At 49.0% G+C, this 13,145-nt stretch carries 12 protein-coding genes; 2 read left to right on the top strand and 10 right to left on the bottom strand.

Features of this window, described 5'->3' with window-relative positions; translation table 11 throughout:
- Nucleotides 1–24: 24 nt before the first annotated feature.
- Nucleotides 25–2,139, top strand: coding sequence for a GNAT family N-acetyltransferase (locus tag QMA35_RS01845; RefSeq protein ID WP_281645423.1), 2,115 nt, complete (start codon nt 25–27; stop codon nt 2,137–2,139).
- 72 nt (nt 2,140–2,211) lie between these two features.
- Here the strand turns inward: QMA35_RS01845 and QMA35_RS01840 are convergent, their stop codons facing one another.
- The 5 genes from QMA35_RS01840 to QMA35_RS01820 all read right to left on the bottom strand — a co-directional run bounded on the left by QMA35_RS01840 (nt 2,212) and on the right by QMA35_RS01820 (nt 7,570).
- Nucleotides 2,212–3,153, bottom strand: a complete 942-nt coding sequence (locus tag QMA35_RS01840; RefSeq protein WP_281645422.1) for a hypothetical protein — start codon at nt 3,151–3,153, stop codon at nt 2,212–2,214.
- Nucleotides 3,154–3,167: 14 nt separating this feature from the next.
- Complete coding sequence (locus tag QMA35_RS01835) at nt 3,168–4,811, bottom strand: outer membrane protein transport protein (RefSeq protein ID WP_281645421.1); 1,644 nt, start codon at nt 4,809–4,811, stop codon at nt 3,168–3,170.
- 216 nt (nt 4,812–5,027) lie between these two features.
- Nucleotides 5,028–6,122, bottom strand: a complete 1,095-nt coding sequence (aroC, locus tag QMA35_RS01830; protein ID WP_281645420.1) for a chorismate synthase — start codon at nt 6,120–6,122, stop codon at nt 5,028–5,030.
- 90 nt (nt 6,123–6,212) lie between these two features.
- Nucleotides 6,213–7,154, bottom strand: a complete 942-nt coding sequence (gene prmB, locus QMA35_RS01825; RefSeq protein ID WP_281645419.1) for a 50S ribosomal protein L3 N(5)-glutamine methyltransferase — start codon at nt 7,152–7,154, stop codon at nt 6,213–6,215.
- A 194-nt stretch (nt 7,155–7,348) separates the two neighbouring features.
- The gene (locus QMA35_RS01820; protein WP_281645418.1) at nt 7,349–7,570 is read right to left on the bottom strand and encodes a hypothetical protein; all 222 of its coding nucleotides are present in this window, start codon (nt 7,568–7,570) and stop codon (nt 7,349–7,351) included.
- A gap of 295 nt (nt 7,571–7,865) precedes the next feature.
- Between QMA35_RS01820 and QMA35_RS01815 the strand changes: the two genes are divergently transcribed.
- A complete protein-coding gene (locus tag QMA35_RS01815; RefSeq protein ID WP_281645417.1) occupies nt 7,866–8,414 on the top strand; it encodes a Smr/MutS family protein in 549 nt (182 codons plus the stop codon).
- A 22-nt stretch (nt 8,415–8,436) separates the two neighbouring features.
- On the opposite strand, the gene QMA35_RS01810 is transcribed toward QMA35_RS01815, so the two are convergent.
- Genes QMA35_RS01810 through QMA35_RS01790 form a run of 5 tightly spaced genes read right to left on the bottom strand, consistent with a single transcriptional unit; the run spans nt 8,437 to nt 12,990 of the window.
- Nucleotides 8,437–10,017: a peptide ABC transporter substrate-binding protein gene (locus QMA35_RS01810; RefSeq protein ID WP_281645416.1), complete on the bottom strand. Its 1,581-nt coding sequence runs from the start codon at nt 10,015–10,017 to the stop codon at nt 8,437–8,439.
- 1 nt (nt 10,018) lies between these two features.
- Nucleotides 10,019–10,996, bottom strand: a complete 978-nt coding sequence (locus QMA35_RS01805) for a patatin-like phospholipase family protein (RefSeq protein ID WP_281645415.1) — start codon at nt 10,994–10,996, stop codon at nt 10,019–10,021.
- A 54-nt stretch (nt 10,997–11,050) separates the two neighbouring features.
- Nucleotides 11,051–11,620 (bottom strand): DUF4892 domain-containing protein, encoded by a 570-nt coding sequence (locus tag QMA35_RS01800; RefSeq protein WP_281645414.1) that lies wholly within the window; start codon nt 11,618–11,620, stop codon nt 11,051–11,053.
- A 22-nt stretch (nt 11,621–11,642) separates the two neighbouring features.
- On the bottom strand, nt 11,643–12,524 hold the full coding sequence (locus tag QMA35_RS01795) for an alpha/beta hydrolase (RefSeq protein ID WP_281645413.1): 882 nt from the start codon (nt 12,522–12,524) through the stop codon (nt 11,643–11,645).
- 46 nt (nt 12,525–12,570) lie between these two features.
- On the bottom strand, nt 12,571–12,990 hold the full coding sequence (locus QMA35_RS01790; RefSeq protein WP_281645412.1) for a hotdog fold thioesterase: 420 nt from the start codon (nt 12,988–12,990) through the stop codon (nt 12,571–12,573).
- Nucleotides 12,991–13,145: the final 155 nt, after the last annotated feature.

Here is a 13,145-nt window from a genome sequence, read left to right as displayed (position 1 = left end):
AGCACCCAGAACAGATCAACGTGCATGAACCATAATCATTTCAACGAGTTTGCCCTCTTTCTTGCTGAAGCACTGGATATGGCAGAGCGGAATAACCACCGCCTGCCGGTGGTGTTTTCAGGTAACAAGCCATGGCTTTCAGAACAAATATCCAACTTGCAGGAAATCTGTAAAAAAGACGTTTTCTTTTTCAGTGACCAGAACTGGAATAGGTTAGACACGTTACCCTGGAAGAAAGCCAGTAAGCTGCTCGGACAATCTATTGATGGACTGATTCTGGATTTAACCCAGACTATTTCTGCAAATGCTCTTGGTATTGTCACTGGCGCCCTGAGCGGTGGCGGCCTACTTATTTTTCTGGTGCCTCCAGCGTTTGAGTGGCAAGGCGACTCCTCTTTCCACAAACGCACCGCCCGCCTGTTAAAAGAGAGTCATTTACCGATTCTTTCTAAAGATTCATTTATTCCCGGCACTATTCAGTTTGAGAGCAATGAGCTCCCACTGGGGCACGAAGAACCCACACCACCTGCTGCAACTGTTGATCAACAGAAGGCCATTACAGCAATAAAACGGGTGCTCAACGGTCACCGGAGACGCCCCCTTGTTATTACCGCTGACAGAGGGCGTGGTAAATCAGCTGCACTTGGTATAGCCGCCAGCCAGCTGATGCAGGATCATGACATTCGCATTCTGGTTACCGGGCCATCCCGAAAAACAGCGGACACCCTATTTCTCCATTCAGCCGAATGCCTTCCCGACGGCGTAAATATTCATAAAAATACCATTACCTCAGGTAACAGCCAGCTGCAATTTATTGCTCCCGATGAACTGGCGAGTACCCAACCTGACGCCAATATGGTTATGGTGGATGAAGCAGCAGCTATACCAGCCCCTCTTCTGGAAAAACTTCTGAGAAAATATTCCCGTATCGTTTTTGCCAGCACAGTTCATGGCTATGAAGGCACGGGCAGAGGCTTTGCCATACGTTTTCGTAAAACACTGGATACAGTCACTCCCAAATGGCAGCGCTGCGAACTGAACACACCCATTCGCTGGTCAGCCAATGATCCGGTGGAAGATCTGGTCGCACAGGTTTTGCTACTCAATGCAGAGCCTGCATCTGACAATTCTGTTACAGCAGCACCTTTGAAAGATACGCAGTTTTCCCTGAAAGCAGGCAAAGACCTTATCCATAATGAGCCGGCTCTCAGCGAACTATTCGGCCTGCTGGTAAATGCTCATTATCAGACACGCCCTGATGATCTGGTTCAGCTGCTTGACCGTGAAGACCTGAGCATTGCCACTCTCTCTTCATGCGGCAATATTATTGCTACAGCACTGATCAGCCATGAGGGTGGTTTTAACCAGGAACTGGCCACACAGATATGGGCAGGGAAAAGGCGTCCACAAGGGCATTTGTTGCCGCAGACATTAGCGGCTCACGGTGGTTTTTGTGAGGCTCCTGCCTTGAAAATGGCCCGGGTAATGCGGATTGCGGTACATCCTGCAGTTCAGAGATACGGACTTGGCAGATACCTGATGGATCACCTGAAAAGTGCTATGACAGATCAGGGCTTTGATGTTCTTGGCAGTAGTTTTGGAGCAACGCCTGAGCTTCTCAGTTTCTGGAAAGAATGCAATTTTCGGCCTGTCCATATTGGTAGCACACGCAACAATGCCAGCGGTTGCCATAGCGCAATCGTGACTATCGGACTGTCAGAGCTGGGTAAGGCTTTTGATAATAGTTGCCGTAGTCGTTTTCAAAAATCCCTGCCCCTACTCTGCCATCATGTTCTCAGCAATCTTGAAACCCCGGTTCTTCTAGCGCTATTTACCCCAAAGATCTGCCTGACCCATGGCGAGGTTCAAAACCTGCAAGATTATTGCAACGAAAACAGAACCTTTGATGCCACTCTTCCCGAACTCTCTCAGGTCGCCCACCAGCTTTTACCTTCATACAAAAATAAGCTGTCAGAAACAGAGATAGTCGTATTTGCTGTCAGGTTACTGCAGTGTCAAAGTTGGGATAAGACTGTGAAATGTGCAGGTTTGACTGGAAGAAAAGAAGCGGAGCAAGTAATACTCCGCTCGGTGAAGACCCTGTTAAATGAAGTTGCCTCGCAGAAAATCGCCCCATAAAACACATTCAGGGAGCAGGCTGGTTCTTTGGCGTACTGCCCCCTGAAGACTGGTACTCTTCAACCTTCTGCCTTACTGCTTTTTTGCTGCATTACGGGCCATGGCGTCTTCAGCACTGAAGATCATATTATCCACTCCGGGAGGAGTGCTGGCTCCAGTCGCATATTGCTTATAGGTTTCAGCCTCATCCTGATACTTCTTGCTGTCGAGCTGCAACAGGGCTTTGGCATAGCTGTTATAGAGCTCTGGGAAAGGTGTTGCACCCAAGGCCTTAACTGCACATTTAAACTGCTTTAAAGAGCCGTCCTCGTAACCAACAATTGTTCCCTCACAATCCTCGATGTAACCACGGAAGGTGGTTCTGGCAAGGAAACCATCATCATAGATTGCAGCATATACACCCCCTCTAAAGGCGTGGAAAGCTGGAATATCCGATGCAGGAGGAATGTCGCTGGCGTACTTGAGCATCTCCTTAACCTTGCTCTTCTTAGTGAGTATGCCCCATGTTGGCTTCATAATTTCAACATAGCGACCCATGGCATAAGCAAACCAGAAACGAATCTGCAGTGAAGATTCAATCTTGCCGCTGTCCATATCATCAACCAAAGCTCTCAGCTCATCAGCTGCTTCTTTTAACAGAACCGTCCGTTCAGCACTCTCTTCTTCACCAGCAGAAGGCTTAGGTGTCATATACATGGCGTAGATTGTCTGAGCACGATAGGCCACGTATTTACCTTGAGGCGTTCCAAGGGCCAACCCTTTGGCCTTGGCTTCAGCAAAGTTTCCTTCAAAGTGAACACGCCACACATCCTGAAGCGCAGGATCTTCCGGGAGAGCATCACGGGTTGCCCTGGTGATATTTGGCCATTCTTTAGCAAGGTTATCCCCGGTCAGATCAGGTTTGAACAGATCACTGGGGTAAGGTTTCCAGTTATCATTGGCTACGGTCATGGTTGCCGAAACGGTCAGCAGAGCGCCGTAAAAAGCTGAAAGCATTCTCTGTTTCAACATCATATATTTCCACTCTCTCAGAACTTCACAGTTAGTTGGGCGGCAAGAGTATGTGCATGCATATTGCGATATTTAGCGGTGACTGCACCCGGGTCTTCAAAACTGGCAGTTGCCGGGTTGGTTCCCTGACGGCCGCCATCAACTTTGTGATTGGCATCATGGACAGTGAATGGCTTCATCCACATATAGCCGTAGGCAACATCCAGTGAATAGCGCCGGTTAAATTGATAAGCAGCTCCCACCGTCAGCCACTGGCGATCATTGTCAGGGATACGGGCGGTGCGGGTTGCATCCGATGTGGGTGATTTGTCCAGGGCATACCCACCACGGAGCAAGAGCTTGTCGTTGTAACGGTACTGCCCTCCCAGAGCCATAGACCAAACATCAGACCAGTCCTGAGGTACCCAGGCCACAACATTACTTCCCGGCTCACCATTGCTGACCGAAACGATGTCTGAAGCTCTCTGCCCAGCCGGAGAACCGGATGCTGTTATCTTGAACCGCTCCATTCGACTCCATCGAGTCCAGGTTGCGTTAGCAAGAAGAGTCCAATGGGTATCCAGCTCATAAGAAAGACTGAGATCAACAGCCTCTGGGAACGTGATGGTTGTCCTGGCATCTTCCTTCATTGTTCCCGGACGGTTGGCAATAATCCATTGCGCTGAAGCCTGTGCATCCAGGATTGGTTCGGGGTATGTAGTGGGGTCGTTGGGGTCGTAAGTGCTCTCAGCATAACGCCCCATCACCACTCCCAAACCGGGAATGCCAGCAGCTCTCAGATCACCCTCAAACTTAATCTTTACCGGCGACCGGTAAGCAAGCCCTAGACTCAAGGGAGGAAGAGGTTTCCAGATAACACCCAGATTCATACCAACCCCAACACCCTCGCCATCAATCATGGCACTGGCGTCGGTGACAGCTCCGGCCCAGGGGTTAAGCATCCTGCCCATTTCCAGCTGGCCGGCCGAAATCATCAACCCAGCTCCAACAGCCAGGGTGTCATCAAATTTCCAGGAAACTGTTGGCTGGATGTTGACCACCCGAGTCTGGCTGTTCAGAGCTTGATACCGAAAAGGTGATTCAATCTTGTATTTCGTTTCTCCACCAAATGAGGCATAAACCCCCACACCTACCCATAGCTGATCTGTTACTGGCTGTGCGTAGTAGAGGGATGGAACAAACTCAGGAAGCAGAAAATCATCAGCTTTACCGTTCACCTCATAACAGGTAGACGGATCACCATCAAAACCGGTGCAATCTTTATAGTTCTGCGTGCTGCCAAAGGTCTGGTAATACTGGATATCCGTATCAGGGTGATAGGTTCGCCCCCTCGGATCATCCAGAACCATAGTGTTATATGTGCCTCTGACATCACCTCCAGCCAATATTCCCATACCACCAGCCACTAACTGCTGCCTGCCCAGAAAAGCCATACCAGCAGGGTTGGTACTCATCACAGAAGCATCAGTATTCACACCCCGCCCGGCACCGGCAGAGCCAAATGCAGACACAGAGTTAAAGTCGACTAATGACAGGCCGGCAGAATGGGATTGTGGAGACTGACCTAGGAAGACCCCGGTAGTTGCCAGCGATAACAGTGCTAGACGAAGTTGACTGGACGAATGCCCCTTCAAGGAATTACTGGCAACCTTTACAACCATAAAGTCTCCCCTCGCAGTCGTTATTTTTACCTGCGCGAATATGTTTTTATCAGTAAGTGATATGTACGAGGGTGCATGTATAGACCGCATCGAGCGATCCTGCCGCACTTTTCGCGGCACGATAGTTTCAAAAAGAGAGATTTACTGACAATAAGAACAGAAAAGCCGAACTTCCTAATGGAAAATTCGGCTTTCTTCTGAACCTGCTACAAAAGCTCAGGCCTGAGAGGGGATCACAGGGGTTGCGCACTCAACATCGGCATTCTGGCCCCGATGACGCAACAGATGATCCATCAGAGTGATAGCCATCATCGCCTCAGCAATAGGCGTTGCTCGTACGCCCACACAAGGGTCATGCCGACCTTTGGTAATCACCACGGCTGCATTACCATGCACATCAATGGAGCGCCCGGGAATAGTCAGGCTGGAGGTTGGCTTCAGAGCAATACTGGCGCGAATAGTCTGACCGGAGGAAATTCCACCGAGTACACCCCCAGCATTATTGGACAGGAATCCTTCCGGGGCCATTTCATCTCGGTGTTCAGAACCTTTCTGGCTTACGGAATCAAACCCGGCACCGATTTCAACGCCTTTGACGGCATTAATACTCATCAGAGAGTGGGCAATGTCAGCATCCAGACGATCAAAAACAGGTTCACCCAACCCCGGCATCACCCCGGTTGCTTCCACAGTGATACGAGCACCCACAGAATCGCCAGCTTTACGGAGATCGGTAATCAGTTCTTCCATCTCTGGAACCTTGGAAGCATCTGGGCAGAAAAAAGGATTATTACCCACTTCATTCCAATCAAAGGTTTCCACACGAATATCACCCATCTGCTCAAGGTAGCCGCGAATCTCAACACCCAGAGTAGCCAGATATTTTTTCGCGATGGCACCAGCCGCCACCCGCATAGCTGTTTCACGGGCGGAAGAGCGACCACCACCCCGGTAGTCCCGAAAACCATATTTATGGTTATAGGTGTAATCTGCATGGGCAGGACGATAGATATCCTTGATGTTGGAGTAATCCCGGGAGCGTTGATCTGTATTTTCGATCAGCAACCCGATGGGAGTACCGGTGGTCTTGCCTTCAAAAATGCCAGACAAAATCTTTACTTCATCAGGTTCACGACGCTGGGTAGTAAATTTCGATGTTCCCGGCTTACGACGATCCAGATCTTTCTGCAAATCTTCAACAGACAGTTCCAGCCCGGGAGGACAGCCATCTACAATGCACCCAAGCGCAGGCCCATGGCTTTCACCAAAGCTTGTAACAGTGAACAGCTTACCAATTGTATTGCCTGCCATAATGCTCCGCCGACAGTTATTGTTCTTCAGGTACAGAATTGAGCAGGATTATACCCTGCTCAATACGTAGTGCTACATCTAAAGGTGTGATCAGGCAAAGCTTTCCCGGTATTGATCCAGTTCTGCAGCAGTCAGCAGACATACACCATGGCCACCTTGCTCAAACTCAAGCCAGGTAAATGGCACATTGGGGAAGGCTTCATCCAGGGCAAAACAGCTGTTGCCCACTTCCATTACCAGAATACCATCGTCGGTAAGGTAGTTGCGGGCTTCCCGAAGAATTGTTCGAGCCAGATCAAGACCATCATTACCTGCAGCCAGGCCAAGCTCAGGCTCATGGTGATACTCGTTGGGCAGATCAGTCATGTCCTCGGCATCAACATAGGGAGGATTGGTCACAATAATCTGGTACTGAGGCTTTTCTTCTTCGGATTCCAATGCTGAAAACAGGTTCGATTCAACAGTCTGAACACGATCCCAGAGCTCAAAGCGATCAATATTGATACGCGCCACCTCTAAGGCATCAGGCGATAGATCCAGCAGGTCAACTTGTGCTTCTGGATAGGTTTGGGCACAGCCAATACCGATACAGCCTGAACCGGTGCAGAGATCCAGTACTCGATCAACCTGCACATTACCCATCCATGGTTGGAAACCATTCTGAATCAGTTCTGCAATGGGAGAACGGGGAACCAACACTCTTTCATCAACATAAAACGGCAGTTCGCAGAACCAGGCTTTGTTAAGTAAATAAGCTGTTGGCACCCGATCTTCAATTCTGCGGCGAACCAGGCTTTGCAAATGAGCAGACTCGATAGCCGTTAACCGACAACCATAAAGGCTTTGGTCAAAATCCCAGGGTAACTCCAAAGCCTGCAATATCAGGTAACAGGCTTCATCCCAGCTGTTATCACTGCCATGACCAAAAAACAGGTCATGTTCGTTAAAGCGGCTGTAAGTCCAGCGTAACCAATCACCAATGGTCTGCAGGCCATCAGTGTCAGTCAGGTTATCTTGAAGATGTCCGGACATTGCCAATCCTTCGCCCTAAAAAGCGGTAAATTCTATCAGGGCAACAGTGTAGCGGCTATGTCATTCCACTTGCTGGAGCAATATTGCAATTTAATCCAGATCTTCAAATTCAGGGACTGGGTCTCGGCCTCTCCTTCATAGCGTTAACCAACAGGCGAGTATGAACCTGCCAGGTTTTGGGTGGCAAAACGGGTTCATGCAAACTTCCAATTACCTAGACTTCCAATTACCCAGTCCAGGCGATCCAAAATCATAGGTTCCAAATCAATATCGCCATCATCATTCAAAATATTGGCTTCAACTCCCCTGAGAAAAGCCACACCATGCAAAAATCGTGGAATCACATAACTGTTGGCAAAATGCCAGCGATGGGGAGCACCGGGCATTTCTGGGCCATGATCCGTCAGGGCAAACATTTTCAGTCCTTTTTCTGAACTGGCCTGGGCCAGTTCAAGAACAGTGCTGTGCATGCCCGCTAGACACTGAGTGTGTATGTGTATCCACAAGAAGTTTCATAATGCATTGCCTCCCAAAAATCTGTTCATAAATAGCAATCCCTGTAGAGAAATACATAGCAGCAAGTGCAAAATCATTTTCAATGATCGAGATAACTCCCTACCCAAGAGGTTTGACAGAAGCCTCTGAAAAGCGATACATAGTTTTTTTGAATTCAAGACTTCGGGATAGCACCCCGAAAATGGTGCACAGACAATGGTAGACGACGAAGATAAAGAACTACTGGCCAAGGAGATGGCTGGCGTGCGCCCCCTGAAGCACAATAAAGCCAACACCAAGGCTTCACACAAGAACAAGGTTCCGGAATTCACCATGCGCCTGCGGCGTAGGCAAGCCACGATTGAAAATACCATTGAGGCTGATGGATTATCTGACACCCACCTGGTAGCCATAGCTCCGGAAGAATATATCGAACATCTCCAACCGGGCTTGCAGTACAGTAAGCTGGGCAAGCTGAGGTTAGGAAAACTGGAAGTTCAGTACAATCTGGATCTCCACGGTTATACCTTCGACGATGGCCGGGACATGCTACAGCGTTTTATCAGCTTCTGCCGCAAGAACCATTACACCACGGTGCGGGTGGTGCATGGCAAATCCCACTCATCATGGAGACGACAAGAAACAATGAAAAGTTATGTCAATGCCTGGCTCAAGCAGATTCCCGGTGTACTGGGCTTTGCTTCCTGCCTACCGATGGATGGCGGTACCGGAGCTGTTTACGTGTTGCTGAGCAGACCGCGTTAACCTACGCAAAGAATCAACAGGTCTACTTTTCCTGATCAAACCAGAGATCCTGAATACGGAACACAGGGTATTGATCCGGTGCCGGATAACCCTGCACCCGCTTCCTGACCAACCTTGCGCCGATATAGTGGTAAATGGGAATGGCTGGCATATCCTGATCCAGAATATCTTCCGTCTGGGTCAGGCTCTGGCTGCGTAAAGCCGGATCATTACCATAGCAGGCGTGATGAAAAGCCTGCTCAAACTCTCTGCTGTTGTAGTGAGACGTATTCAATGGCGCATCGCTATGGAATATCTGGTACATAAAACAGGCGTTCGGGTGCCCCATAATCCAGCCGGTACGGACCACATCAAATTTCCTTTCTTTCACCACCGCTTCAAGGGAGTTCCACTCCACATTTCGGAGACTGGCTTTCACGCCTAAAACACGTTTCCACATATCAGCCACTGCCAAAGCAATGAGCCTGTGGCTGTCCATAGTGTTGTAGAGAATCTCGACTTGTAATGGGTTTTCCGGTCCATGGCCGCTTTCTCGATATAAACGCCGTGCTGCAGCTTCACGTCGTTTCTGGCTCATAGCAGCAAGAGGGGTACCTTGAGGAAGGCTGTTACCAAGGGTCTTTGCAGGGGCAAAGCTGATTGCATGCTCCATGGAATAACCGGTGATTTTTTCGGTGATCATCTTCCGGTCAATGGCATAGGCGAGAGCGCGACGAAGACAGGGGCTCTGAAACCTGGGATTATCGAGATTGAAAGTGTAAAGGTAGGTTCCAGCAGATGGGTTTATTTTCAACTCCGAGCCAAACTTCTTTTTCAACCATTCATAGCGACCCGGTAAAACCGTGTAGGTCATATCCAGAAAGCCAGCCTCATACTGTTTTAACTCGGTGTCTACAGAGAAAGGAAACAATTCCGCCCTTTCTATCCGCACCTTGTCGGCATCGTAATAGTTTGGATTCCGAATCAGTTCAATCTTCTCATTCAGCAACCAGCTCTTGGGCATGTAAGCACCATTAACAACCATTTGTCCGACTTTGGCCCAATGTTCGCCATAACGTTTCAGGGTTGGCTTGTGCAAAGGATACTGATTAGTCAAAAGATACAAGGCATGATCAACAGGCTGACTCAGTTCAACAACCAGCGTACGATCATCAGGGGCTGAAACACCCAGATGTTCAGGTGCCAGCTGACCTTCCATCACCTTATCAATATTGACCAGCCTTAGCATGGTCAGGCGAATGGCCATCATAAAACCATTTTTCGGATCACCCTGATAACGAAAACCAGCGACAAAATCCTGAGCGGTTAACGGATCACCATTACTCCAGCGCAATCCTTTGCGCAGAGTAAATACGATACGATGACCATCATTTTCAAACTTCCAGCTCTCCGCCTGGCCAGGTGCAACATCACCATCGGGTGTTGGAACAATCAGTCCTTCAAAAAGGTTTTCTGCCAGAGCGGCGCTATCAGACGTCAAAATCTGGAAGGGATTAAGGGTATGCGGATCGCTGATCTTACCGATGCGGATGATCGACTCACCAGCCTGAAGCACAGCACTTAGAAAGAGCAGGACGATAAACACTGCCCGAACAAACAACATCTTATGACTCTGGGTCAGTCATCCCCTGCCCCGGGAAAATAATCGGTGGCTCGCAGTTACCGGCATAGCTGTATTCGAAGCCTGATCCAAGGCCGGCCTCATAACGATCCAGTGCTTTTTCGGTGACTATACGACCTAATTGAATCATTTCATCTGCCCGGTTGAATTCGTAGAAGCGGCATTGGCTTCGGGATACAGGAATCAGCAGGTCTGGAGCATAGCCAGCCATTTTGTAGCGAGCCAGTGACTCCTGCATAATTTCCAAAGATTGGTTAAACATATCCAGCATGCCACTTTTCACTACATCTTCATCATGATCGCCACCTTCCGAGTATTTCTTGGAGCGCCAGCGCAGTTTATTCAGCCAACGGTCTAATATTTTCTGCTGCTTAGTGAGAGGGGGGGCTTCGCATTGCATGGCCAGTGGCCCGACATCAGCATTCAAATCCACGGCAACAATAATATCGGAATGGGCAGACACCGTTGGCGCAATGGGCAGAGGATTCAATACACCGCCATCTACCAGTGTACGGCCGTTATACATCACTGGTGTGAACAAAGTTGGAATGGCTATAGATGCGCGAATGGCTTGCAATAACTCACCATCCTGAAACCAGATTTCTTTTCGGGCGTGAAGATCGGTAGCAACAGCAGTAAACAGTATGGGCATTTGTTCGATGCGAGTTGAACCAATCATTTCACTGATCACATCAAAAACCCGAGAACCTTTAATAACCCCAGGGTGTTTGAAAGAAAGATCAAGCAGGCGAATCACATCCAGATAGTTGAGTTCTTTCACCCAACCTTTGTAATTTGATAGCTCACCGGCCGCAAACAGCCCGCCAATCAATGCTCCCATGGAGCTGCCAGCCACAGCATGAATTTCATAACCACGGGCCTGAAGTTCCTCAATGACGCCGATATGGGCGTAACCTCTGGCACCACCGCTGCCAAGAACCAGGGAGACTGTTTTGGACATAACCGAAACTCCTGTCATTTCTGACAGAAGTTATCGGCTGAAAAGAGAAGAGAATTACGGAGTTGACGTTACAGGAAAGAATTGGTCAATCATGGCGTAAACCCTGCGGGTACCGCGGGTTACTGTGTAGAGAACATAATACTCTTTCTGCCCGTCCAGTTTGCGGCTGGCGAGCATGTAACGTTGTTCACGGTCATGACCATACAAGGTGGCGACACCAAAGATGTCATTTGCCCAAAGATTGCTGGGACCACAGTCTCTCCCCTCACAAACATATTGAATATCAACACCCAGGGCTTTGATCTTTTTGGAGAAATAATTAAAAGCACGATCACTGGAATGACCAGAGGGCATTTCGTATATCCTGCGTTCTAACTGGCCATCCCTCCATTCTTCCTGCTCAGCCCGAATATCACCGCGAATCTTTTTTACTCGGCTGGATAACAGTGGATAATTACGAGCCTCTCGCGATTCGGACAGCTCAAGACTGGCATTGGGATAACGCTCAAGATGGGGAATATCACTATCCTCAGCTACAAGCGGAGTAGATAGACTGAGCGAAAAAACTCCCGCTATACACCCGGTTCGAAATACAGCCTTTAAACAGGTTAAGAATCCAACCACAGTTTCCCCCTGAGAATTGTCATCAGCTTTCTTCTGTTACAGCATTCGATACAGCAGCGCTGAGATGAGGCTGTATCACACTGGCAACATCATCAACCTGCTCCTCAAGGTGCAGGTGATGCTCGCCAGCCAGCCGTTTTACCGTAATGTGTTCCAGCGTATCAGCAAACTGCTTGGCAGCGCTATCAACCAGGCCATTTTCGGCTGCAATTAGAATCGCAGGTACTTTAACGGCGGAAACAAGCAGTCCAGATTGTTCCAGTGACATACGCATGGCTGTCGGTGCCAGTAAGCGACTGTCAGAACGCCAGATCCAGTCGCCATTGTCTTCTTTCAAACCACGGCGAACAATGATTTCTGCTGCCTTAGCAGTGATTTTCCCAAAGCCTGCCATCATCCGGGCTTTTACTGCCATTTCAATGGAAGGAAAACGACTTCTTGGCCTGCGTGACAGTCTTGTACGCCAGGCGATGGCCTTGCCAAGCTGATCTACAGTTTTTCTGGCTTCAGTATTGCCGGGCCAGAGGCCATCAATCAAAGTCAGTGACGCAACCCGGTCTGGCATGGTTGCAGCTGTCATCATCGAAACAATCGCCCCCATGGAATGACCCAGCAGATGAAGTTTTTCAAGCTGAAGGGCATCGGCAATGGTAATAACATCAGCCACATAAGACCACAGAGGATAATCACCACCGGCACCACGATGATCAGACAGGCCATGCCCAGCCAAATCCACTGCTATCACCCGTACACCTTTCAACAAAGGCGCAAGCCGGGTGAAAGATGCGGCATTATCCAGCCAGCCATGAAGAGCCAGAACAACCGGCGCGTCTTCCTGCCCCCAAGCCAGTGCGGAAAAAGTCATATCCGGGGTTTGAATTGTCAACGGTTGTCCTGATTCCATATTCTTCTTATTTCCTGGCTGAATTCCCTGGATAAGCAACGTGTTATTAAGCTTTCTTGACAGCCATGGTCAAACGAGAGACACATACCAGCTTATCATTGTCGTCATTAATAATAATTTCCCAAACTTGGGTTGAGCGCCCGATGTGTACAGCTTTAGCCGTTCCGGTCACAAGGCCACTGCGAGCAGAACGAATATGGTTGGCATTAATATCCAAACCGACACAATAATACCCAGGTTCCGCAGCGAAGTTGGCAGCCATACTGCCTAGAGATTCCGCCAATGCTACGCTGGCTCCCCCATGAAGCAGACGCATAGGCTGAACAGTGCGGGAATCAACTGGCATGGTACCAGTCACATAATCATCCCCAATTTCAATAACGACCATACCCAAGTGTTCACACAGGGTATCTTTCAGGCTTTTATTTAAAGCTTCAAGGGTAATTTCACGCTTCCAGATGCTCACGATATACCTCTTATGATTGTAAGTGCAGCCATTCCACCAACGAATGCAAAGGCGAGACTACCGAAGGGATACGCAGGCCTCAATCCCCGGAATAGAAAGCAGATCAATAAGTGAGCAAAACCAGGAGGCGTTCTCAATTAAGCATACGACTCAGT

The organism is Parendozoicomonas sp. Alg238-R29 (assembly GCF_947331445.1).
In the GTDB taxonomy this organism is placed as follows: Bacteria; Pseudomonadota; Gammaproteobacteria; order Pseudomonadales; family Endozoicomonadaceae; genus Sansalvadorimonas.
The sequence above is the reverse complement of the archived record's forward strand: the minus strand, read 5'-3'. Positions and strand labels throughout refer to the sequence as shown.